The organism is Streptomyces tatrensis, assembly GCF_049310065.1.
Lineage (GTDB): Bacteria > Actinomycetota > Actinomycetes > Streptomycetales > Streptomycetaceae > Streptomyces.
This window is the reverse complement of sequence record NZ_JBMDLB010000011.1, coordinates 452,690-475,119: the sequence shown is the minus strand read 5'-3', so window position 1 is coordinate 475,119 and position 22,430 is coordinate 452,690. Positions and strand designations below refer to the sequence as shown.

General features: G+C 71.2%; 19 protein-coding genes and 1 tRNA gene. 14 read left to right on the top strand and 6 right to left on the bottom strand.

Going from position 1 to position 22,430, the window contains the following annotated elements; all coding sequences use genetic code 11:
* Positions 1–159 precede the first annotated feature (159 nt).
* The 9 genes from ACODT5_RS17820 to ACODT5_RS17780 all read left to right on the top strand — a co-directional run bounded on the left by ACODT5_RS17820 (position 160) and on the right by ACODT5_RS17780 (position 11,968).
* On the top strand, positions 160–1,176 hold the full coding sequence (locus ACODT5_RS17820) for a LacI family DNA-binding transcriptional regulator (RefSeq protein ID WP_422520288.1): 1,017 nt from the start codon (positions 160–162) through the stop codon (positions 1,174–1,176).
* A gap of 218 nt (positions 1,177–1,394) precedes the next feature.
* Positions 1,395–2,753 (top strand): ABC transporter substrate-binding protein, encoded by a 1,359-nt coding sequence (locus ACODT5_RS17815; protein WP_422520287.1) that lies wholly within the window; start codon positions 1,395–1,397, stop codon positions 2,751–2,753.
* Positions 2,754–2,824: 71 nt separating this feature from the next.
* On the top strand, positions 2,825–3,769 hold the full coding sequence (locus tag ACODT5_RS17810; protein ID WP_422524952.1) for a carbohydrate ABC transporter permease: 945 nt from the start codon (positions 2,825–2,827) through the stop codon (positions 3,767–3,769).
* A 12-nt stretch (positions 3,770–3,781) separates the two neighbouring features.
* On the top strand, positions 3,782–4,672 hold the full coding sequence (locus tag ACODT5_RS17805; RefSeq protein ID WP_422520286.1) for a carbohydrate ABC transporter permease: 891 nt from the start codon (positions 3,782–3,784) through the stop codon (positions 4,670–4,672).
* A 170-nt stretch (positions 4,673–4,842) separates the two neighbouring features.
* Entirely contained in the window at positions 4,843–7,392 is a 2,550-nt protein-coding gene (locus tag ACODT5_RS17800; RefSeq protein ID WP_422520285.1) for a carbohydrate-binding protein, read from the top strand.
* A gap of 198 nt (positions 7,393–7,590) precedes the next feature.
* Positions 7,591–9,282 (top strand): glycoside hydrolase family 13 protein, encoded by a 1,692-nt coding sequence (locus tag ACODT5_RS17795; protein WP_422520284.1) that lies wholly within the window; start codon positions 7,591–7,593, stop codon positions 9,280–9,282.
* Between the two features lie 259 nt (positions 9,283–9,541).
* The gene (locus ACODT5_RS17790; protein WP_422520283.1) at positions 9,542–9,841 is read left to right on the top strand and encodes a hypothetical protein; all 300 of its coding nucleotides are present in this window, start codon (positions 9,542–9,544) and stop codon (positions 9,839–9,841) included.
* Between the two features lie 68 nt (positions 9,842–9,909).
* On the top strand, positions 9,910–10,494 hold the full coding sequence (locus ACODT5_RS17785) for a TetR/AcrR family transcriptional regulator (protein ID WP_422520282.1): 585 nt from the start codon (positions 9,910–9,912) through the stop codon (positions 10,492–10,494).
* A gap of 91 nt (positions 10,495–10,585) precedes the next feature.
* Positions 10,586–11,968 carry an MFS transporter gene (locus tag ACODT5_RS17780; RefSeq protein ID WP_422520281.1) on the top strand — a complete coding sequence of 461 codons (1,383 nt, stop codon included), beginning with the start codon at positions 10,586–10,588 and terminating at the stop codon, positions 11,966–11,968.
* A gap of 116 nt (positions 11,969–12,084) precedes the next feature.
* On the opposite strand, the gene ACODT5_RS17775 is transcribed toward ACODT5_RS17780, so the two are convergent.
* Positions 12,085–12,158 (bottom strand) — tRNA-Met (locus ACODT5_RS17775).
* A 348-nt stretch (positions 12,159–12,506) separates the two neighbouring features.
* Here ACODT5_RS17775 and ACODT5_RS17770 point away from each other — a divergent pair.
* The 3 genes from ACODT5_RS17770 (at position 12,507) to ACODT5_RS17760 (ending at position 15,029) form a co-directional block, all read left to right on the top strand.
* Positions 12,507–12,710, top strand: coding sequence for a cold-shock protein (locus ACODT5_RS17770; protein WP_053678014.1), 204 nt, complete (start codon positions 12,507–12,509; stop codon positions 12,708–12,710).
* Positions 12,711–13,058: 348 nt separating this feature from the next.
* Positions 13,059–14,654 carry a DEAD/DEAH box helicase gene (locus tag ACODT5_RS17765; RefSeq protein ID WP_422520280.1) on the top strand — a complete coding sequence of 532 codons (1,596 nt, stop codon included), beginning with the start codon at positions 13,059–13,061 and terminating at the stop codon, positions 14,652–14,654.
* 63 nt (positions 14,655–14,717) lie between these two features.
* The gene (locus ACODT5_RS17760; protein WP_422520279.1) at positions 14,718–15,029 is read left to right on the top strand and encodes an SCO5918 family protein; all 312 of its coding nucleotides are present in this window, start codon (positions 14,718–14,720) and stop codon (positions 15,027–15,029) included.
* A gap of 123 nt (positions 15,030–15,152) precedes the next feature.
* Here ACODT5_RS17760 and ACODT5_RS17755 read toward each other — a convergent pair whose 3' ends face one another.
* Both ACODT5_RS17755 and ACODT5_RS17750 read right to left on the bottom strand, forming a co-directional pair.
* On the bottom strand, positions 15,153–15,479 hold the full coding sequence (locus ACODT5_RS17755; protein WP_422520278.1) for a hypothetical protein: 327 nt from the start codon (positions 15,477–15,479) through the stop codon (positions 15,153–15,155).
* A gap of 143 nt (positions 15,480–15,622) precedes the next feature.
* A complete protein-coding gene (locus tag ACODT5_RS17750; RefSeq protein WP_422520277.1) occupies positions 15,623–16,099 on the bottom strand; it encodes a DUF4352 domain-containing protein in 477 nt (158 codons plus the stop codon).
* A 501-nt stretch (positions 16,100–16,600) separates the two neighbouring features.
* Between ACODT5_RS17750 and ACODT5_RS17745 the strand changes: the two genes are divergently transcribed.
* Positions 16,601–17,416 carry a hypothetical protein gene (locus tag ACODT5_RS17745; RefSeq protein ID WP_422520276.1) on the top strand — a complete coding sequence of 272 codons (816 nt, stop codon included), beginning with the start codon at positions 16,601–16,603 and terminating at the stop codon, positions 17,414–17,416.
* A gap of 18 nt (positions 17,417–17,434) precedes the next feature.
* Here the strand turns inward: ACODT5_RS17745 and ACODT5_RS17740 are convergent, their stop codons facing one another.
* The 3 genes from ACODT5_RS17740 to ACODT5_RS17730 all read right to left on the bottom strand — a co-directional run bounded on the left by ACODT5_RS17740 (position 17,435) and on the right by ACODT5_RS17730 (position 20,830).
* Positions 17,435–18,448 carry a TolB-like translocation protein gene (locus ACODT5_RS17740; protein ID WP_422520275.1) on the bottom strand — a complete coding sequence of 338 codons (1,014 nt, stop codon included), beginning with the start codon at positions 18,446–18,448 and terminating at the stop codon, positions 17,435–17,437.
* Complete coding sequence (locus ACODT5_RS17735; RefSeq protein WP_422520274.1) at positions 18,445–19,830, bottom strand: MFS transporter; 1,386 nt, start codon at positions 19,828–19,830, stop codon at positions 18,445–18,447. The genes ACODT5_RS17740 and ACODT5_RS17735 overlap by 4 nt, the downstream gene beginning before the upstream one ends.
* A 130-nt stretch (positions 19,831–19,960) precedes the next feature.
* Positions 19,961–20,830, bottom strand: a complete 870-nt coding sequence (locus tag ACODT5_RS17730; RefSeq protein ID WP_422520273.1) for a glycosyltransferase family 2 protein — start codon at positions 20,828–20,830, stop codon at positions 19,961–19,963.
* Between the two features lie 418 nt (positions 20,831–21,248).
* Between ACODT5_RS17730 and ACODT5_RS17725 the strand changes: the two genes are divergently transcribed.
* On the top strand, positions 21,249–22,355 hold the full coding sequence (locus ACODT5_RS17725) for a Gfo/Idh/MocA family protein (protein ID WP_422520272.1): 1,107 nt from the start codon (positions 21,249–21,251) through the stop codon (positions 22,353–22,355).
* Positions 22,356–22,430 lie beyond the last annotated feature (75 nt).

The window sequence follows — 22,430 nt, the reverse complement described above, 5'->3', positions numbered from 1 at the left end:
GTCGGCCGCACGGTCACCCGCCCAGCCGACCATCCCCCGGGCCCTGCCGCGACTCGGGTGCGCCGTTGGACGGGTGCCGGGCGATACCCCGCACTCCGCTTGCAAGAATTTTGCGTATGAGGGACTGGTTTTTGCGTACCCGACTGGTAGCTTGGTCGCGTGAGCACCCAGAGGCTAGCCCAGGTGGCCGAGATGGCCGGCGTCAGCACGACTACGGTGAGTCGCGTACTGAACGGCAACAGGGACGTGGCGCCCGCCACCCGCGAGGCGGTCCTGACGGCCGTCGACGTGTGCGGGTTCGAGCGCCCGGTGGAGTTCCGCAAGGAGCGGGCCCAGCTGATCGGGCTGGTGGTGCCCGACCTCCAGAACCCCGTCTTCTCCGCGGCGGCGGAAGCCCTCGCCGGACTGCTCAACGGCCAGGGCCTGGTCCCCGTGCTGTGCACGCGCACGGCCGACGGGGTCTCGGAGTCCCACTACGTCGACATGCTGCTCGGGCAGAACGTCGGCGGCATCGTGTTCGTCGGCGCCAGCTACACGGACATAGGCGAGGCCCAGGGCCGCGAGCTGCGCCGCCGCGCGATCCCCGTCGTCCTGGTGAATCCGGCCGACGAGAACCCGGGCGTCGCGCAGGTCTCGGTGGACGACGCCGGGGCCGCGGAGCAGGCGCTGGCGCACCTGTCGGCGCTCGGCCACGAGCGGATCGGGATGATCGTCGGCCCCTCCGGGCATGTCCCGTCGGTCCGTAAACTCGCAGGTTACGCCGCCTTCAACGCCCGGCGCGGGGTCCCGGCCCAGGAGTGGCGACCGCTCGTCGCCCACGCGCTCTTCACGATGGAGGGTGGCGCCACGGCGATCACCCAGCTGCTCCCGCGCGGGGTGACGGCGATGGTCTGCGCGAGCGACGCCCTCGCCCTCGGCGCCATCCGCGGTGCGCGCCGCCGGGGCTTGAGCGTGCCGGCCGAGCTGTCCGTCGTGGGCTTCGACGACTCGCTCTTCATGGTCGCCACCGATCCGCCGCTGACGACGTCCCGCCAGCCCGTCGCGGCCATGGCTTCTGCCGCGGTGCAATTCCTGACCGAGCAGATCCGTACCGGGGTGGGCCTGTCCGCGGAGATCCTCTTCGACACCGAACTCATCGTCCGGTCGTCCACCGCGCGCCTGTCCCCGGGGCGCTGACGGGGGAGCGGGTGCGGGGTGGGAGGGAGAGGGCCCGGCTGCCGCCGGGCCCTCTCCGCGTGTCGGGGGGAGGGCTTTGAGGTGACGATCTGGCGTCACGTTCTGTCACATCCCTGAATCCTGACGCTTAGTGTCTTGCGTAACATTATTGACTTCTTGCGTTCACGGCTTCTACTGTCGCGCCATCGAAGCCCGACCCGCCCGGAAGGCCTGTTCGCATGGATGGCATCACCAGACGTCGCGCCCTGTTCATCTCCACCGCCCTTGTGGCGAGCCTCGGAGTCGCCGCCTGCGGCGGCACACCCACCCCGGCCGGCGACAAGGCCGGCGGGGTGGTGACGATCACGGTCAACGGCATGCCGGCCACCACGCAGGCCGCCGACCGCAAGGACTTCGAGGAGCTGGTCAAACAGTTCGAAGCGGCGCACCCGAAGATCAAGATCGATGCTCGCGAAGGCCAGATGGACCCCAAGACCTTCGCGGCGAAGCTCGCCGGCGGCCAGCTCGAAGACGTCTACTACGTCTACTTCACCGACCCGGCGGGCCTCATCCAGCGCAAGCAGGGCGCCGACATCACCCCCTACCTGGCCGGCGTCCCGTACCTCTCCGACATACGCCCCGAGCTCCAAAAGGTCTTCCAGGACAAGCAGGGCAAGACGTACGGCCTGCCCACCGGCAACTACTCCATGGGCCTCGTCTACAACCGCGAGCTCTTCCGCAAGGCCGGCCTGGACCCCGACAAGCCGCCGACCACCTGGGAAGAGGTCCGGGCCGCCGCGAAGAAGATCGGCGCGCTGGGCGAGGACACCGTGGGGTACGCCGACTACAGCAAGAACAACCAGGGCGGCTGGCACCTGACGTCCTGGCTGTACTCCATGGGCGGCGATGTCGCCACCGAGGAGAACGGCAAGTGGAAGGCCGCCTTCGACAGCGACGCGGGCCGCAAGGCGCTCCAGACCCTGCACGACATGCGCTGGACGGACCGGAGCATGGGCACCCGCCAACTCCTGGAGATCGGCGACGTTCAGAAGATGATGGGCTCCGGCAAGCTCGGTATGTACATGGCCGGACCCGACAACATCCCCACCATCGTCAAGCAGTTCGAGCGCAAGTACGAGGAGTTCGGCCTGGCCGCCCTCCCCGGCACGGCCACGCTCGGCGGCGGCGACGGCTTCATGTTCAATCCCAAGGCCACGCCCGAGAAGATCAAGGCCGGCCTGCAGTGGGTCCAGTGGAAGTACCTCAACCCCGACCGGGAGGAGGAGAACGTCACCAAGTTCTCCGGCCTCGGCGTCCCGATCGGCCTTCCCCAGCCCAACCTCTTCGGCGGCGCGGCCCAGAAGAAGATCGACGCCATCCACGTCGCGCACGCCAACGTGCCGCAGGAGAACTACAAGCCGTTCGTCGACCGCAGCCCCCGGGTCGAGGTCAAGGTCGAGCCGCCGAACGCCCAGCAGCTGTACACCGTCCTGGACGGTGTCATGCAGTCCGTCCTGACCAAGGAGGACGCGGACATCGACACCCTGCTGAAGGACGCCGCCGCCCGCGCCGACTCCATCCTCGCCACGGTGAAGTGACATGTCAGCCCTCCCCACCTCCGAGGCCCCCCTCCGAGGCCCCGGCCCGGCGCACCCGGAACCTCCGCCACCTGCGGCCCGGAAGCCTCCGGAACCCCGGCCGCCCCCGGCGGGGGACCGGGGCCGCACGCGGAAACCCGGCCACGGGACGCCGCCGCAGGCTGCGGGAGAACCTCGTCGCCTACCTCTTCCTGGCCGCCGGGCTGATCTGCTTCGCGCTGTTCGCCTGGTACCCGATCGTCCGCGGCGTCCTCCTCGGCTTCCAGCAGGTGACCTTCGCCCAGCCGGCCGAGTGGGTCGGCCTGGACAACTTCCGCCGTCTCTTCGACGATCCGCTCTTCGCCACCGCCTGGCGCAACACCGGCTACTTCACGCTCCTGGCGCTCGTCTTCGGCTTCGCCGCCCCGTTCGTCACGGCCGTCGTCCTGAACGAGCTCCGGCGCGGCCAGTCGTACCTGCGGCTCACCGTCTACCTCCCGGTGATGCTCCCGCCCATCGTCACCATGCTGCTGTGGCGCTGGTTCTACGATCCGGGCCCGGGCCTCTTCAACAACGTGCTCGGCATCCTGCACCTGCCCGCCCAGCAGTGGCTGGAGTCGGAACACCTCGCGATGATCTCCCTGGTCCTCGTCTCCACCTGGGCCAACATGGGCACCACGACACTCATCTACCTGGCAGCCCTCAGCGGTATCCCCGGGGAGCTCTACGAAGCAGCCGAACTCGACGGGGCCTCCATCCGCCGGCGCCTGTGGCACGTCACGATCCCGCAGGTCAGGTTCATCCTCCTGATCACCCTGCTGCTCCAGGTCATCGGCACCATGCAGGTGTTCGTAGAGCCCTTCGTCCTCACCGGCGGCGGCCCCAACGAGGCCACCGTCACCATCCTGCTGCTGCTCTACCGCTACGCCTTCGTCTACAACGACTTCGGCCTGGCCAGCGCCATGAGCACCCTGCTCTTCGTGGTCCTGGGCCTCTTCGCCGGCCTCTACCTCCGGCTGACCCGGACCAAGGACTGAAAGGAGGGCCGCATGGCCGCCACCGAACCCCGTTCCCGCACACTCATCGCGCCCGCCGAACTGACCCGGCCCGTCGGCCGGTTCCTGCACCGCTTCGTCCTGGGCGCGACCCTGACCGGCTTCACCCTGGCCTTCGTCTTCCCGCTCTACTGGATGACCACCGGCGCCCTCAAGTCCTCCGCGGAGCTGGCCCAGCCGCATCCCACGCTGCTCCCGAGCAGCTGGCACCCGGAGAGCTACACGGAGGCCTGGACGAACACGGGCCTCGCCGGCTACTTCTTCAGCACCTTCCTGCTCGCCTTCGGAGCGCTGCTCTTCCAACTCGTCATCGACGTCTCCGCCGCGTACGCGCTGTCCAAGCTCCGCCCGGTCCTGGGCAACGCCGTCCTCGCGATGATGCTGGCCACCCTGATGCTGCCGGTGTCCGCCCTGCTCGTCCCCACGTACCTCACCGTCGTGGACGTCCCCCTCGTCCACGTGAACCTGATCAACACGCCGTTCGCGATCTGGCTGCCCGCCGCGGCGAACGCCTTCAACGTCTTCATCCTCAAGCGGTTCTTCGACCAGATCCCCGCCGAACTGCTCGACGCGGCCCGGATCGACGGCGCGGGCACGGTACGGATCCTCGTCTCGGTGATCCTCCCGCTGTCCCGTCCGGTGCTGGCCGTCGTGTCGATCTTCGCCGTGGTCGGAGTCTGGAAGGACTTCCTCTGGCCGATGCTCGTCCTGCCGGACGAGAGCAAGCAGCAGGTCACCGTCGCCCTGAACCGCCTGGCGGAGTTCATGCCGGCCAACCAGCTCCTCGCCGGCATGGTCATGGCGAGCATCCCGCTGCTGGTCCTGTTCCTCGTCTTCCAGCGGCACATCATCTCCGGCCTCACCGCCGGAAGCCTCAAGGGCTGACCTCCCCTTCCCAACCCTCCCCGGGACACATCCCCACCCCGGGCCCGTCACCCCTGCCCGACACCGCCCCCGCCCGACACCGCCGCAGCGACGGACCGCCGCGGCGGCCCCCACCGCGCCCTCCCGCCCCCCCCGGGTACGGGGCGCGCCTCCCGAAAGGACACGACGCCGTGTCTTCTCTTTCGTCCTCCCCCTCTGCGTCTCCCCGAGGAACCCGCACCAGAGCCGCACGCCTCATCTCCCCGCTCCTCCTCACCGCCCTGACCACCACCTGTCTCGCCGGCACCTTCGCCGCCACTTCGTACGCCGTCGCCGCCACCCTGGAAGCGGAGTCGGCCGCCCTCGCGGGCGGGGCCCGAGCCGAGTCAGCACATTCCGGTTTCACCGGCGCCGGTTACGTCGGCGGCTTCACGGACGGCAACAAGGGGTCCGCCTCGGCGTCCTTCGCGGTGCAGTCGGCCGCGGCCGGTACGGGTTCGGTGGCGATCCGGTACGCGAACGGCACGGGCGCGGCCCAGACCCTGAGCCTCTACGCGAACGGGGTCAAGGTCCGTCAGGTGTCGCTCCCGGCCACCGCGAACTGGGACACGTGGGCCACCCGCGAGGAGCCGCTCCCGCTGGCGAACGGAGCCAATACGCTCGCGCTGACCTTCACGACCGCCGACTCCGGCAACGTGAACCTCGACAGCCTCACCCCCACCAGCCCGACGACCACGCCCACCGACCCGCCGCCCGGCTCCCTCAGCCACCAGGCCGAGACCGCCTTCGCCTCGGGCGGCCCCGCCTCCGCCTCCGCCGTCACCGGCTTCAGCGGCGCCGGCTATCTGACGGGCTTCACCGCCACCGGTGCCCGAGCCGTCTTCTCCGTCTCCGCGCCCACCGCCGCCACCCGGCAGGTGGCCGTGCGCTACCGCACCCCCGGGGCGAACGCCGCGACCATCACCCTGACCGCGAACGGCGTCCCCGTACGCCGCCTCACCCTCCCCGCCACTTCGGGAGCCTGGGCCGGATTCACCACCGACGCGCCCCTGCGCGCCCAGCTCAACACCCTCACCCTGCGCACCGAGACCGGGGACAACGGCGACCTCCAGCTCGACGGCATCGAGGTCACCGGCTCCACTGCGAACGCCACCCGCGGCGCGAGCCTCCCGTACACCGCCTACGAGGACGAGGCCGGCGCGACCAACGCCTCCGTCACGGGGCCGGACCGCACCTACAAGACCCTGGCCTCCGAGGCCTCGGGCCGCCGGGCCGTCGTACTCGACCAGACGGGGGAGTACGTCCAGTTCACCCTGGCCAAGGCCGCCAACGCCGTGACCGTGCGCTACTCGATCCCGGACAACGCCGCCGGCACGGGCAACAGCGCCACCCTCAGCTTCTATGCCAACGGCGTCCACTCCAAGGACCTCGCCCTCACCTCCAAGTACAGCTGGGTCTACGGCGCCTACCCCTACGGCAACGACCCGGGGCAGGGCGACGCCCACCGCTTCTTCGACGAGACCCGCACCCTCACCGGTGACTTCCCCGCCGGCACCGTGCTGAAGTTCCAGAAGGACGCGGGGGACACCGCCGCCTCCTACGCCATCGACCTCGTCGAGACCGAGACGGCCCCGGCGGCCGCCACCATGCCCGCCACCGGTTTCGTCTCCGCCGCCACCCTCGGCGTCACCGCGAACGACGCCGGTGACGACACCGCCGCCCTCAACACCGCACTGTCCACGGCCACCGGTCAGGGCAAGGGCCTGTGGCTGCCGGCCGGCACCTACGACATCTCCGGATCCGTCAACCTCACCGGAGCCGTCGTGCGCGGAGCCGGCGAATGGCACACCACCCTGCGCGGCAAGAACGGCAAGGGCGGCCTCTTCGGGCGCGGCGGTACCAGCACCGTGCAGGACCTGGCGATCACCGGGGAATCCGACCACCGCGACGACGCCAACAGCGATGCCGCCGTGGAGGGGGACTTCGGCTCCGGCTCCACCCTGCAGAACCTGTGGATCCGGCACAGCAAGGTCGGCCTGTGGATCGACGCACCGACCCGGGGCCTGCTCGCCACCGGCCTGCGCATCCGGGACACGTACGCGGACGGGGTCAACCTACACAAGGGCACCACGGGCAGCGAAGTCTCCCAGAGCAGCATCCGCAACACCGGTGACGACGCCCTCGCGATGTGGTCGGAGGCCCAGGCCGTCACCGACTGCGTGCTCCGCTTCAACACGGTCCAGCTCCCGCTGCTCGCCAACGGAGCCGCGATCTACGGCGGCAGCGGCAACCGGATCGAGGACAACCTGGTCGCCGACACCGTGACCGGCGCCGCCGGAATCGCCGTCAGCACCCGCTTCGGCATCCCCTTCAGCGGACCGGCGACCGTCCAGCGCAACACCATCGACCGGGCCGGAGGCTACGAACCCAACTGGGCGAGCAAGCTGGGCGCCCTGTGGGTCTACGCCGACACCTCCGAGATCACCACGCCGGTGATCCTCCAGGACAACGACATCCTGGACAGCACCTACAGCGGGCTGCTCGTCTCCTGGCAGAAGAACGTCGGGAACCTGACCGTGAAGAACACCAGGATCGCCAAGGCCGGCGGCTACGGCATCGAGATCAACGCGGCCGGATCGGGCACCTTCAGCGGGGTCGCGGTCACCGACGCCGCCACCGGCGGCCTGAGCCTCGCCGGCGGATTCGCCGTCAGCCGCGGAGCCGGCAACTCGGGCTGGTAGCAACACCGCCCACCCCTCCACCCCTCCGCCCTTCCGCCCCTGGAACCCGGTTCCCGGTCACCCCAGACACCCCGCCCGACCGGGCCCCGTACCCGGGCATCCCTCTCCACCCGCGCCGCGGCCCGCCCGTGTGCCCGCCCCGCGCCCGTGGGCGGGGGCCCGCACCACCCCGCCGTACCTACCGCACCAGGAGACCCCGTGTCCCAGAGCGCCCCCCGCCCCGCCGCCTCCCCCTGGTGGCGGCACGCGGCGATCTACCAGATCTACATACGCAGCTTCGCCGACGGGAACGGCGACGGCATCGGTGACATCGCCGGTGTGCGCGAGCGGCTGCCCTACCTGCGCCAACTGGGTGTCGACGCGCTCTGGTTCAACCCTTGGTACGTCTCTCCGATGGCCGACGCCGGCTACGACGTGGCCGACTACCGCGACATCGACCCCCTCTTCGGCACACTCGCCGAAGCCGAGGAGCTCATCGCCGAGGCCCACGGCCACGGCCTCCGGGTCGTCGTCGACCTCGTCCCCAACCACTGCTCCGACCAGCACCCCTGGTTCGTCCGGGCCCTCGCCGCCGGCCCCGGATCCCCCGAACGCGGGCGCTTCTGGTTCCTCCCCGGGCGCGGAGCGCACGGCGAACTGCCGCCCAACGACTGGAACTCGTACTTCGGCGGCCCCGCCTGGACCCGGATCACCGAGGCCGACGGCACCCAGGGCCCCTGGTACCTCCACATGTTCGCCCCCGAGCAGCCCGACCTGAACTGGGAACACCCGGACGTCGGGGCCGAGTTCGAAGACGTCCTGCGGTTCTGGCTCGACCGGGGCGTGGACGGCTTCCGCATCGACGTCGCGCACGGGCTCGCCAAGAAGCCCGGACTCCCCGACGTCGGCGAGAACCCCGACCCCACCGACCTGCCCTACCAGGACGTCGACGCCGTCCACACGGTCTACCGCGACTGGCGCAAGATCCTCGACACCTACCCCGGCGAGCGCGTGTTCATCGGCGAGGTCTGGCTCCCGGAGGCCGAGCAGTTCGCCCGCTACCTGCGCCACGACGAACTGCACTCCGCCTTCAACTTCGACTACCTGTGCTGCCCCTGGGACTCCGGGGCCCTGCGCAAGGTGGTCGACGCGACGCTCGCCTCGCACGAGCCGGTCGGCGCCCCGCCCACCTGGGTGCTCTCCAACCACGACACCATCCGCCACGTCACCCGCTACGGCCGCGCCGACACCTCCTTCGACATGGGCGACAAGCGGCTCCTCGACCCCAGCGACACCGGACTCGGCCGCCGCCGGGGCCGCGCCGCCGCCCTCGTCTCCCTCGCCCTGCCCGGTGGCGTCTACGTCTACCAGGGCGACGAACTCGGCCTGCCCGAGGTCCAGGACCTGCCCGACGAGATCCTCCAGGACCCCACCTTCGTCCGCTCCGGCGGCGCGGACCGCGGCCGCGACGGCTGCCGCGTCCCGCTGCCCTGGGAGTCCGGCGGCCCCTCCCTTGGCTTCTCCGCCCCGGCCGCCGATCATGTCCCGGCCGCCGCCGGGACCGCCCCGGCCGCGCCCTGGCTGCCCCAGCCGGAGCAGTGGGCCGAGCTCAGCGCCGAGGCCCAGGACGGGGACCCGGACTCCGTCCTCACCCTCTACCGCGCAGCGCTCGCACTGCGCGGCGCCGAACTGGCGGGGCTGCCCGAAACGCTGGAGTGGACCGACGCGGTTCCGGACACCCTCTGCTTCGACCGGCCCGGCGGCTTCCGCTGCCTGACCGCCTTCGCGAGCCCGCTCCCGCTCCCCGGCGGCGCCCGCGTCCTGCTGGCCAGCGGTCCGCTCGACACCGGTACGGACGGCCGGCCCGTACTGCCCCGGGACACCACGGTGTGGCTGCGCATGGCCGGATAGCACCGGCACGGGTGGGTGGCACAAGGGCGACCCCGCGACGCGGGCCATCCGCATCGTGAGATGCGGTGTCACATGTCGGCGACGGCATGCCAGACTCCTCGCATGCGCCAGCAGAAGATTAGCGCCGGCGTGCCGGCCCGGAGCTGAACTGAGACCACCCCAGCAGCCCACCGCCCGCACGCAGACCTCTCGCATCCGCGAGGGGTCTTCTTGTTTTCCGGGACCACGCACTCCGCCCCAGGACAGGAGCCCTCTCCTCATGACCCGCAGCGATGTTCTCCCCGCCGTCGACGACGCCGTGCGCACCGGCGACACCGCCTGCCACACGCTGACCATGACCGTCCGGGACGGCGGACACGCGCTCAACCGCATCTCCGCGATGCTCAACAACCTGTCTGTCAGGACCCTGTCCTTCAGGGCCGCCGACGGAGGCGGCCTGGCGGTGTGCGAGATCGTGGTCCCCGTCGCCGACTCGCCCCGCGCCCAGGCCAAGCTCCGGCGCTGCGTCGAGGTGGTCGAGCTGAGCGCCCACCCGGCGGGGGAGCCCCGGACCATCTGAACGGGTTGCAAGGGATTGCTCCGGCGATTACTTGACTGACCGTTCCAGTATCTCGTAGAGTACGGGATGTGGCCAGGACCAAGGAATTCGATCCGGACGCCGCGCTGCAGTCGGCTCTGGAGCTGTTCTGGCGGCGCGGCTACGAGGCGACGTCGATGGCGGACCTCGTCGAACAGCTCGGCATCGGGCGAGCCAGCCTGTACGCCACCTTCGGGAACAAGCGCGAGCTCTACCTGAAGGCGCTGGACCGCTACAACGGGCAACGCGACCCCGGCCTGCTGCGCGAGCTGTCCCAGCCGGGGCCCGCGCTGCCGGCCGTGCGCACGGTGGTACGCCGCTTCGCCGCCGAGTCGAGCACCGACGGACTGCGGCTGAACGGCTGCTTCGTGACCAACACGGCAACGGAGTTCGGTATGCACGACCCGGCGGCGGCCAGCAGGGTCGAAGCGAGCTGGAACCACATCGAGACCCTGCTGCACTCGGCACTGACCAGGGCCCAGGCCCAGGGCGAACTGCCCGCGGACCGCGATCCGCGGATGCTCGCCAGGATGCTGCTGGTCCTGATGCAGGGCATGCGCGTCGTGGGCAAGGCCTCGCAGGACCCGAACCGGGCCCGGGACGCGGCGGAGCAGGCCCTGGCGCTGCTCGACTGAGGGCGTGACCGCACGGAGCCTCCCTTCGGGGAGGTTCTTTTAAAGACTTCATTCTGGAATGTACGGTCTAGTTCAAATCTGAGGGGGAGTAATGACCGTCAAGCAGAGCACCGCACACACCACGACGACGCTCACCGCGTCCGGATCCAGGGCGGCCCGTCCGGCGCCCGGCCCGGCCTTCGCACTGCTCGGCACCGTGCAGATGACGCTGATCTTCGCGCTCACCTCGCTCATCGTGCCGCTGCCCGCGATCGGCCGTGAATTCACCCTGGGCCGCGATGACTTGATGCTCCTGAGCGCCGCCTACGGGCTGAGCTTCGCCGGCCTCCTGCTCTTCGGGGGCCGCCTCACCGACCGGTTCGGCGGGCGCCGGGTGCTCACCGCCGGCCTGCTGCTCTTCGCCGTGGCCTCCCTCGCCGCACCGTTCGCCCAGGGATCCGGGATCCTGCTCACCGCCCGCTTCGCCCAGGGGGTGGGTGCCGCGCTCACCGCACCCGCCGCCATGGCCGTCCTGCGGGCGGTCTTCCCCGAACCGGCCGCGTTCGGAAGGGCGATGGCCACCTGGGGCGGGCTGTCGGTGCTCGGCGCGACCGCCGGGAACCTCCTCTCCGGGGTCATCTCCGCCCTGACCACCTGGCGGCTGTCCTTCGCCGTACCGGTCGCCGTGGCCGTCGCCGCACTGCTCCTCGCTCCCCGGCTGCTGCCCGCGACCCCGGCGGGCGAGGGCCGCTCCCTGGACCTGCCGGGCGCGCTGCTGGCCACCGCCGGAATCAGCCTCGCCAGCTACGGCTTCGTCCTCACCGACGTCCAGTCCTGGGGATCGGCGAGCGTCCTGGTCACCCTGCTCACCGCGGCGGCGCTCCTGCTGGCCTTCCCGCTGGTGGAACGCCGGGTCCGCGACCCCCTGCTGCCGCTCGGATTCCTCCGCGACCGGCGCCGGGTCCTCGCCCTGGCGGCCATCGGCCTGACCGCCGCCGGCACGGCCGTGACCTTCGTCCTCCTCTCTCTTCACCTCCAGCAGGAACTCGGCTGGTCGGCGCTGAGCACTTCCGCCGCCTTCCTCCCCTTCGCGGTGGCGCTGCTCGTGGCCGGCCGGGTGGCGGGTCCCCTGGTGGCCCGGTACGGGGCGCCCCGCGTCACCACCGCCGGGCTCGTGGTCGCCGCGGCCGGACTCGTACTCCTCGCGCTCACCGGGCTGGCCGCGGAGATCCCGTACGCCTACGGCCTCCTCCCCGGGCTGCTCCTGCTGCCCGCCGGCACGGCGGCCGCCTTCGCGGGGGCCGCGGTGCTCGCCACGGACGGGGTGGAGCCCCACCAGGCGGGACTCGCCGGGGGCGTCATGAACACCGCGATGGAGCTCGGACCGACGGTCGTCTTCGCCGCCGTGCTCTCCCTGGGCTCCGACACGGTCTCGCTCGCCGCCACGGCGGTGGCCTTCGCGGCGGTCGGCTTCCTCAACACCCGGATCAAGTAGCCGGGCACCTCGCCACCGGGGCGCTCGCATCCGCCCCGACACGGGCCGCCCCGACACGGGCCGGAAATGGGTCCGGCCCCCTTGACGCCTGGGCGTCAAGGGGGCCGGACCTTTCGTAGCGGGGACAGGATTTGAACCTGCGACCTCTGGGTTATGAGCCCAGCGAGCTACCGAGCTGCTCCACCCCGCGTCGTTGTGAACATCACTGTACGGGATACCGGGGTCGCTCCCGACCACCACCGAACCGCCGCCGAAAAATCCCTGCCCACCGGGACGGAAAATATGCGCGGGCGAAGTGAGAATTTCCGGACCGGGGGATGGGGTGCGTTTTATTTTCCCGCCGATCCGACCCCGGCGTGCTACTGTGGTTTGAGTTGCAGTTGTGGTTCCCAAAATTTCGAGCACCTCGGCCCACTCCTCTCGTAGGAGCAGGGCGAGTGTTCTTGTTTTTCCGGCGTTTTCCGGGCTGGGCAATCATCGGCGACTTGAGGTTCGCACAGTGCGGATCTCTGGGCTGTGCCCCGAAGGAGATAAAAACATGGCTAATGGCACCGTGAAGTGGTTCAACGCGGAAAAGGGCTTCGGCTTCATCGAGCAGGAGGGTGGCGGTCCTGACGTGTTCGCCCACTACTCGAACATTGCCTCGCAGGGCTTCCGTGAGCTTCAGGAAGGCCAGAAGGTCAGCTTTGACATCGCGCAGGGCCAGAAGGGCCCGACCGCCGAGAACATCGTCACCGCCTGACGTTCACGCGTAACCGCGTAGCTGGGGCCCGCACCTTGGGGTGCGGGCCCCAGCTCGTTGCGTTTTTGGATCCGCGGGCCGTCTCGGCCCGCGTGAGCGGCGCGACGGGGAAACCTGTCCCAGCGCCCCACCGTTCGGCCGATGGATGCACTCCTCGGCTCCCCACCCGCATGCGGCGCATATTTCGCCGACACATAGGGTGATAATCCTTATCTGACTGGTCGATCGAAGTTCGATTCGACTGCGTCATATCTTTTTATGCTCCGGCTCATTCTTGTGAATCCTCGTGCGGCCAGTTTTCCGCTGCCGAGAACTCCTCGATGTGCGCCGTATCGAGGAAGGTTCTGCATGAACCGCACGACCCGCATGAATGACCGCTCTTCGTCCTCCCGTTCGGGTGGATCCGGCAGCTCCTACGGCTCCAACAGTTCCTACGGTGGCTCGTACGGCGGCTCCTCCGGCTCCTCCAGCCGTTCCGGCAGCCGCTTCGGCTCCTCGGCCCCCAGCCGCTCCGGCGGCGGCGGCCCCAAGCGTTCGGGTGGCGGCGGCTACGGGCGCCGTCCCGCCGCACCTCAGGGCGAGTTCGCCCTGCCGGTGACCGTGGTCCCCGCGCTGCCCGCCGTCGAGGCGTTCGCCGACCTGGCGATGCCGGCGCAGCTGCTCACCACGCTCACCCGTGAGGGCATGACCACCCCGTTCCCGATCCAGGCGGCCACGCTGCCCAACGGGCTCGCGGGCCGGGACGTCCTGGGACGCGGCCGCACCGGCTCCGGCAAGACCCTGGCCTTCGGCCTCGCGCTGCTGGCCCGTACCGCCGGTCAGCAGGCCGAGCCGGGCCAGCCGCTCGCGCTGGTCCTCGTACCCACCCGTGAGCTCGCCCAGCAGGTCACCGCGGCCCTCACGCCCTACGCCCGCGCCGTGAAGCTGCGGATCGCCACCGTCGTCGGCGGCATGCCGATCCACCGCCAGGCCGGCGCGCTGCGCGCCGGGGCCGAAGTGGTCGTCGCCACCCCGGGCCGGCTGAAGGACCTCATCCAGCGGGGTGACTGCCGGCTGAACCAGGTCGCGATCACCGTCCTCGACGAGGCCGACCAGATGGCCGACATGGGCTTCATGCCCCAGGTCACCGCCCTCCTCGACCAGGTGCGCCCCGAGGGCCAGCGGATGCTCTTCTCCGCCACCCTCGACCGCAACGTCGACCTGCTGGTCCGTCGCTACCTGACCGACCCCGTCGTGCACTCCGTCGACCCCTCGCAGGGCGCGGTGACCACGATGGAACACCACGTCCTGCACGTGCAGAACTTCGACAAGCAGGCCGCCACGACCGAGATCGCCGCCCGCGAGGGCCGCGTGATCATGTTCCTGGACACCAAGCACGGCGTGGACAGGCTGACCGAGCACCTGCTGAGCAGCGGAGTGCGCGCCGCGGCGCTGCACGGCGGAAAGTCGCAGCCCCAGCGCACCCGTACCCTCACGCAGTTCAAGTCCGGACACGTCAGCGTGCTCGTGGCCACGAACGTCGCGGCCCGCGGCATCCACGTCGACAACCTCGACCTCGTCGTCAACGTGGACCCGCCGACCGACCCCAAGGACTACCTGCACCGCGGCGGCCGTACTGCCCGCGCCGGCGAGTCCGGCAGTGTCGTCACCCTGGTCCTGCCCAACCAGCGCCGCGATATGGTCCGTCTCATGCAGGCCGCCGGCATCACCCCGCAGACCGCTCAGGTACGCTCCGGCGAGGCCGAGCTGAGCCGGATCACCGGCGCCCAGGCGCCGTCCGGCGTTCCGGTCGTCATCACGGCCCCCGTCAGCGATCGGCCCAGGGGCGGCACCGGCGGCGCTTCCCGGGGCCGTCGCAGCCGGCCCGCTCAGGACCGGCGCAGCAGGACCGCCGCCACCGCCCGGGGGCCGCAGCGCCAGTCCCCGGCCACCACGGCGGCTTAGGCAATCCCGCCCGGATCCTGCCGGACCGGGCACGGACGGTTCTCTTCTTACCTGTGAGGCAGCATGCGCTTCGTCATCGCCCGCTTTCCGTTCGACCTGACCAAGGCCGGGGTCCTGGAATCGATGAAGGGCGTCAAGCCCGAACCGATCACCGGTGACTCCGTGGTCATAGGGCGCCGCTCCTACCCCGTGAAGCAGGTCGGCGCCGTCATCACCCGCCAGGACCGCCGCGACTTCACCGCCGCCGAGGTGATCAGGGCCCTGACGGCACTGGGCTTCACCTGTCGCCCGCTGGAGACGGCCCCGGCGCCCGCCGCGGCCATGACCCCGCTCCAGAAGGCGTCGGCCATGCTCGGCGCCCCCTCGGGCGTGTAGCGGGAGCAGCGGGAACAACGCGTACGGAGCCCAGGGCCCCGGTCGGCACCAACCGACCGGGGCCCTGGGCCTTTTGCGTGGGCCCCCGACTCGGACCTGGCTCAGGGCTGGCTCAGACCCGGCTCATGCCCGGGTCCAGCGCGGGCCCGTCGCGCTGGGGGCCGGCGGGGGCTCGGCCCCGTCCAGGCGCAGGCTGCGCAGCGTGGCTTCCGTCTCGCGCTGGAAGTGCGCGTAGGTGATCAGCCGCTCCCACAGCGGGTCGGGACGGCCCGGAACGGTGGCCCCGCGCGCCTCCCACTCGCGGGCGAGCTGCTCGAAGACGACCGCCCCTCCCGAAGGGGCGGCGCTGCCCGACTGCTGCCGGGGGATGCCCCGCGCCAATGCGGCGGGGGCGCGCTCGGGTGCCCGGTGCCGGGCCGGGGACGGGGAGACGGCGTGAGGAGTGCCCATGCCCGCCCCAACGATTCTGCGGGCCCCCGGGTACGCCTCCCGGCCCGGCGGGATGGAGCACGCGGCCCGACGCGCGGTCTGGACACAGCTGCGCCCCACCCCTCGTACGGCCGGGAGGTGGGGCGCAGCGGCCGGCGGAGCCGTCAGGAGACGTTGGCGCGGACGCTGTCCCCGATCAGACCGTCGGTGTAGGTCACCGTCTTCGCCGTGAAAGCACCCTTGCCGGTGATCGTGCCGGTGATGTTCTCGCCGGGTGCCAGATCGACGGTGTCGATCTGGTTCTCGTCAGCTGCGAGTTCGGACACGTGCTTGGTGCCGTTGGTGTCGGTGATCGTGAAGTACAGCGGGTTCACGTTGATGGTCTTCGCGCTGTTGTTGGTGATCGTCACCGACAGGCTCGTGTAGTTGCTGCCGTCCGCGAGGATGCTCTTCTTGAACTTCGTGTTCTTCGCGACCACGACGACCGCGGACTTCTTCTCCGGCTTCGCCGACGGCGCGGCGTCAGGAGCCTTTGCCGGCGCGGACGACGAGACCGGTGCCGGCGCCTGGGCGGCGGGCTCCTTCCCCGCCTTCGGGCTGCTCTCGCCGCCGACCAGCGCCCCGACTATGCCGATCAGCACGAAGAGGCCGACGATGCCGAGGCACGAGAACCCGACGATCTTTCCGGTGCTGTTCTTCTTCGGCTGCTGGGGAGGGGGCGTGTTGCCCCAGCCGGGCTGCTGAGGCGGTCAAGGCTGCGGGTAGCCGTACCCGGGCTGGGGCTGCTGACCGGGCTGCTGGCCGGGCGGCGGGAACTGGTTGGACATGCGGGACCCCCACAAGATTGGTGCGAATCAGGTCACCGTATGGGTACATGGGTACATGGGTGCGCATGGGGTGCGGTGTCCGAACTGTGATACACCAGCGGCTACTTGACCCGCGGGATCCGCCGCTACGACCGCGCAGAAGCGGTCCCGGACTGCCCGAACCAGCGGACAAGGAGGGGAAGAAGTGAGTGAGGCTCGATCAGATCAGCCAGAAACAACGGAACATGGCCCGCCGCCTCGCCGTCCATGACGCGTGACCTCATGGCTGACCAAATCCGATGGCACCGGCAGGCTTCGGGCGGCGAGACTGCGTAGGTGAACCCACTGCCGGCGACTCCGTGCCCGCTCCTCGAGCCAGGACCGGACCCGCGCGTCCACGGCCTCGTTCTCGACTACGAGGGCATGCACGACCTGGTTTCCGAACTGGTCCTGCCCGGCGGCGCGTCGATGTACGTCATGAGCGCGATGGAAACCTCCCGCGAGCTCATCCGGCACTCCTACTACCGGTACGAGTTCGCCACTGCCGCCGTCACGCACTCGCTGTTCGCCCTGGAGCAGGTCCTCGCCGAGCGCCTTGACGTCGACGAACCGCTCCAGGGCATGATCGGGCTGGCCACCGCCACAGGGCTCATCCCGGGCGAGCTCGCCACCCGACTCGAACGCAGCCGTCAGCTGCGCGACAAGCTCGCGCAGGGCGCCGTGACCAGTGCCGCCGTGGGCCCGACCGGGGCCGTCGCGATGGTGCGTGCCGTCTTCGACGCCGTTTCGCTGCTCCTTCGGGCACCGTCCGGGGCAGAAGCGACAGCCGCCGACTCGCGCGCTGCACCGTCCGGAGCCCGGCTTGCCCGGCTTGCGGAGGAACACCGGCGCGCACCGTATCCCGACAGCTTCCGCGGTGTGGACATCGAGGGTGTGGAACTGATCCTCCTGGACTCCGATGTCGCCGGACTCGTCCACTGCGAGCTGAACGGCGGGCTCGACGACAACGGGATCGTCATTCTCTGGAGGTGCATCGCCGACCTCGACAAGGTCGAGCCGCTGATCAACTCGGAGTACTGCGCCTCCTACTTCAGGAAGCTCCGGACGCTGGCCCGACTCGCGGCAGCGCGCCACATACCCGCCGCGACCTGACGCGCGGGGCGCACCCGGTCAGCCCAGCCGGGTGGGTGAAGAGGCTGTTGGGGCCAGGATGTGGGGGGAGCCGGTGCCGTCCGCCGGGACCGTCCAGAGGTCCGTGGTGTCCACGGAGCCTTCGGTGGGGAGGGCGTAGGCGAGGGTGCGGTCGTCGAGCCAGAGTGCCTGGTCGTCCACGCTGCGCTTCTCCGCCAGCGGGTGCTCCCTCAGTGTCTTCAGGTCCAGTACGTGTTCGCGCCACAGGGACGCCCCGCGCTGGACCCGCTTCTTGTACGCGACCCGGGTCTCGTCGGGGGACAGGGACGGGCACTCGACGTTCGAGGCCAGGGTCGTGACGCTGCGCCTGGCGATCGATCCCTTCACCAGGTACGTCTGGTTGTTCGTGCCCAGGGTGGCGTAGAAGGTGTCGTCGTCCTTGGAGAAGGTGACGCCCCAGAAGTTGGCGTCGCTCGCGCTGTACGGGCGGCCGTCGAGCTCGATCGTGTACTTCTCCAGGTCCGCGTCGAGCGCCCCCGTGCGGGTGTCCACGATCGAGGTGCGGGTGGAAAAGAACGCGGAGCCGTAGGACTCCCCGGCGACGAAGACCGTCCAGGCGGCGAAGCGGCCGCTCGGGGAGACCCGGGCCCGGGACGGGGTGCCCGCGAGCGGGAACGTGCGCACCGTGCGCAGTTCGGAGTCGACGATCAGTGCCCGGTTGTCCTGGGCGAGGGCGCCCGGGGAGGAACTCAGGCACACGCCGGTGCCCGCCGAGGCGTGGAACCGCAGGCACGTGAGGCTGGATGCGGTCCGCTCGTCCTGCCGGGAGCGGTCCGGTACGGAGACGAGGGCTCCGCGGTGCGGGCCCTGTGCGCCGTTGAGGAAGGCCAGGCCGCCGCGCCGGTCGAGCGTGACCTTGCCCGGGGTGGCCGTCGGGTCTCCCGCGCGGGTCTGCTCGGACCGGGCGGCGGCGCGCACCACCAGCACGCCGGCCACGCCTCCGAGGAGCAGCACGGCCAGGGCGAGTACGAGCAGCCGGCGTGAGCGCGTCATCGGTTTCCTCGGGTGCGTCGGGGTTGCGGGGCCGCGGCGGTGGCGCCGTCCGGGGCCGTGGGGCGGAGTACGAAGCCGGCGACGGCCGCGCAGCAGCACAGGCCGGCCGCGGCGGCGGCGAGCGCCGGGCCCGAGCCCAGTACCGTCCACGCGGCGCCGAAGGCCAGTGAGCAGCCGAAGCGGGCCAGGGCCTGGCCGGTGCCGACGAGCGCGATGCCGGTGGCCCGCAGCTTCGCGGGGACGGTCGCCGCGACGGCGGCGGGCAGCACCCCGTCGGTGGCGGCGTAGAACATGCCGTGCAGGGCGAGGACCAGGTACGGGAGCGCGGGCAGGCCGGGTGCCCACAGGAGCAGCCCGTATCCGGCCAGCAGGAGGGCGTGCCCGGTGAGGAACACGGTGCGGCGTCCGATGCGGTCCGCGAGGGCGCCGGCCGGTACGGCCAGCAGCAGGAACACGGCCGCGGTGCCCAGGGGGAGCAGCGGGAACCACCGCTCGCCGATGCCGGTGCGGTCCTGGAGCAGCAGGTAGAGGAAGGCGTCGCTGACGGTGGTGAGCCCGAGCAGGGCCGCGCAGCCCGCGAGGGCGCGCAGCCGGGGCAGCCGCAGCAGGCCCAGCGCGTCGCGCAGGTTCACCGCGTCCGGCTTCGGGGAGGCCGCCTCGTCAGGCGCGGGTGCGGGCTGCCGCGGGGCCGGCACCGGGGGAGCGGCGGGCTTCGGGCGGGTGGACTTCGCGCGGGCGTGACCCGGCTCCGTGCCTGACGGGACGAACAGCAGGAGCACCACGACGCCCAGGGCGGCCACGCAGGCGCTGACCCCGAAGACGGCGTCGTACCCGTCGACCGTCACGCTCAGGATGAAGAAGGCGGCGAGGGGCCCGAGCAGCGCCCCGGTGGTGTCCATGGCGCGGTGCACGCCGAAGGCCCGACCCTGTAACTCGGGTGGTGTGGAGAGGGAGATGAGCGCGTCGCGCGGTGCGGTGCGCAGGCCCTTGCCGGTCCGCTCCAGGGCGAGGATCAGCGCCACCGGGCCGAGGCTGTGGGCGAGCAGCAGCAGCGGCTTGCACAGCGCGGACAGTCCGTAGCCGATGCCGGCGATCAGCTTGTGGTTGCGGATCCGGTCGGCGAGGTGGCCGCCGGTCAGCTGCACCAGCGCGCTGACCCCGTTGTACAGGCCGTCGAGCGCGCCGAAGCCGAGCGGGCTCAGGCCCAGCCCGGCGACGAGGTAGAGCGGCAGGACGGCGGTGACCATCTCCGAGGAGACATCGGTGATCAGGCTGACCGAGCCCAGTGCGAGGACGGCCGAGGCGACCGCGGGTCCGCGGACGGGGGATCCGTCGGCGGCGGACTTCGCGTCCTCGGGCGCGGAGCGGTCCGCGAGGTACATGCTTTCGAACTCCCGGTCCGGCGTGCGTCTGTGCGGTGAGCCAGTCGTGCGTGCGAATGGCACCCTAATGGTTGTACGGGCCAACTGGGCCGGGTACGGGCGGATTCGGCCGCCCGGCCCTCTTGGCCGCTCAGGCCTGGCGGCTGCTCTCGTCGCGCAGCCAGGTGGAGAAGTCCCCGGTACGGATGGCCTTGCGGGCTCCCCGGCGGGCCACGAGGGCCGCCACGACGAACACCACCACTCCGGGGAGCAGTTGCGGACGTGTTCGGAGCAGCGCCCGCAGGTCTCCCGTACCCGTGCGCGCGGACGGCGGGGGCGCCGCGGCCGGCCCGGAAGCCCGTGCGGCCTGGAACCGCTCCAGCTCGGCCGAGGAAGTCGCCGCCCGCACACGGCGCTTGATCAGGTCGCCCCAGGTGCGCGGCGGGAGGACCACGACCCTGGCCGACTCCACCACCCGGCGCTCTCCCGGCGCGAAGGCCAGGGACGCGGCCAGGTCGTCGGCCATCAGCGGCGGCAGGGCGGCGAGCCGGGCGTGCCCCGGCTCGGTCACCGCGATGACCCCGCGCCCGAACAGTCCCTCGCGGACGGCCGGCAGCAGCTGCCAGACCCGGTAGTAGGCCCGGACCGGCCAGGCGCAGCCGGTAAGCGGAATGTCCCGGCCGGGTGCCGCAGCGAGCAGGGCCGGGCTCCCGGCGAGGGTGTCGGCGAGGGCCCGTACGTCGGCCGCGCCGACCACCACGTCCGCGTCCACGTACAGCCGGGGGAAGCCGCGTGCGTGCTCGTCGCCCACCCGAAGTGCGTGGTGTTTGGAGGGAGTCGGGGTCTCGATCACCCGTACGCGGGGGCCCCGTGCGGCGGCCACCGCGGCGGTGTCGTCCGTACAGCCGTTGCACACCACGACGATGTCGGGTCCCGCGGCCGGGGCCCCGTCCAGGAGTGCGTCGAGGAGCCGGCCGATGACCCGGCCCTCGTTGTGGGCCGGGATCACGATGCTGGTCACCCCGGAAGTATGCACGCCCGAACGCCCGTACCGACCGTTTCCTCCAACTCTCCCCGGGGGTACGCCCCGTGGTCTAGATTGAACGCAGCCGACCGGATTGGGCGTGCTTCGGCACTGCCGTGGTCCACGCTGCGATCCAGTCGGAGCAGGGTAGTTGGGGCAGGTTACGGGTTCGGCGGCTTGGGGGAACAGGCCGCCTGTCCGTGGCCGGCCGGCGCGAGGGGTGCCGGACGGCCGGGGGGCGGAAGTACGTGCAACACGTACGGCATCGGTCGTGGGGGCCACCACCGTCGGGCGGGTCACGCACGGGTCGCGCAGGCGCCCGGCATGCCCTCGACGGCACCCCCTTCCTTCGCACGCGTTCCGGCCATGGGTCGTCGACACGCCCGCGGGCGTGCGCGGAAGGAAAGGGAACGCTGTGAAGGACACCGCGAAGGACGCCGGGCGGGACGCCGCGGGCGCAGGTGCGGGTGCGGGACGGACCGAGCCGTTAGGGGTCGCCGTCGTCGGAGCGGGCTACTGGGGCCCCAATCTCGTCCGCAACTTCCAGTCCAGTCCGGAGTTCCGCCTCCGCTGGCTGTGTGATCTGAACGTCGACCGGGCACGGCAGGTGCTCGGCGGCTACTCCACGGTCCAGGCGACCGCGGACTACGCCGCGATCCTGGCCGACCCCGCCGTCGAGGCCGTCGCCGTGGCGACCCCGGCCGGTACCCACCTCGACGTCGCCCTGGCCGCCCTGCGCGCCGGCAAGCACGTCCTCGTGGAGAAGCCGCTCGCCGCCACCTACGAGGACGGACTGAGGCTGGTGAACGAGGCCGAGGAACGCGGCCTCACCCTGATGTGCGACCACACCTACTGCTACACCCCGGCCGTGGCCCGCATCCGGGACATGGTCCGCTCCGGCGAACTCGGCGACATCCAGTTCGTGGACTCGGTGAGGATCAACCTCGGGCTGGTCCAGAAGGACATAGACGTCCTGTGGGACCTGGCCCCCCACGACCTCTCGGTCCTCGACTTCATCCTCCCGGACAACGTCCACCCGGTCGCCGTCGCCGCGCACGGGGCCGACCCGATCGGGGCCGGCCAGTCCTGCGTGGCCTACCTGACGCTCCAGCTCAACACCGGCGCCATCGCGCACGTGCACGTCAACTGGCTGTCCCCGGTGAAGGTCCGCACCACGATGGTCGGCGGCTCCAAGCGCACCCTGGTGTGGGACGACCTCAACCCCTCGCAGCGGGTGGCGGTGTTCGACCGCGGCGTCGACCTCACGGCGCCGCAGGAGATCGGCGCGGACGAGCGCCGCGACATGCTCGTCTCCTACCGGACCGGCGACATGGTGGCCCCCGCCCTCGGCGAGAAGGAGGCCCTGCGCAGCATGGTCGAGGAGTTCGCCGCGGCGATCAGGACGGGGCGGCCCCCGCTCACCGACGGCCGGGCCGGACTCCAGGTCCTCGACATCCTCGAAGCGGCCTCCCGCAGCCTGGAGTTCAAGGGCGCCGTCGTCGGACTGCGCACCGGACGTTGAGCGCCCCGAACACCTCCCGGACCGCGTGCGGCGCGCCGGGCACAGCAGGGAACACCATGACCGACTCAGTAGGGG

Excerpts from the sequence above, each read along its gene's own strand:
- ACODT5_RS17815 (WP_422520287.1), top strand. The coding sequence starts at position 1,395 with ATGGATGGCATCACCAGACGTCGCGCCCTGTTCATCTCCACCGCCCTT.
- ACODT5_RS17805 (WP_422520286.1), top strand. The coding sequence starts at position 3,782 with ATGGCCGCCACCGAACCCCGTTCCCGCACACTCATCGCGCCCGCCGAA.
- ACODT5_RS17790 (WP_422520283.1), top strand. The coding sequence starts at position 9,542 with ATGACCCGCAGCGATGTTCTCCCCGCCGTCGACGACGCCGTGCGCACC.
- ACODT5_RS17780 (WP_422520281.1), top strand. The coding sequence starts at position 10,586 with ATGACCGTCAAGCAGAGCACCGCACACACCACGACGACGCTCACCGCG.
- ACODT5_RS17770 (WP_053678014.1), top strand. The coding sequence starts at position 12,507 with ATGGCTAATGGCACCGTGAAGTGGTTCAACGCGGAAAAGGGCTTCGGC.
- ACODT5_RS17765 (WP_422520280.1), top strand. The coding sequence starts at position 13,059 with ATGAACCGCACGACCCGCATGAATGACCGCTCTTCGTCCTCCCGTTCG.
- ACODT5_RS17760 (WP_422520279.1), top strand. The coding sequence starts at position 14,718 with ATGCGCTTCGTCATCGCCCGCTTTCCGTTCGACCTGACCAAGGCCGGG.
- ACODT5_RS17755 (WP_422520278.1), bottom strand. The coding sequence starts at position 15,479 with ATGGGCACTCCTCACGCCGTCTCCCCGTCCCCGGCCCGGCACCGGGCA.
- ACODT5_RS17740 (WP_422520275.1), bottom strand. The coding sequence starts at position 18,448 with ATGACGCGCTCACGCCGGCTGCTCGTACTCGCCCTGGCCGTGCTGCTC.
- ACODT5_RS17735 (WP_422520274.1), bottom strand. The coding sequence starts at position 19,830 with ATGTACCTCGCGGACCGCTCCGCGCCCGAGGACGCGAAGTCCGCCGCC.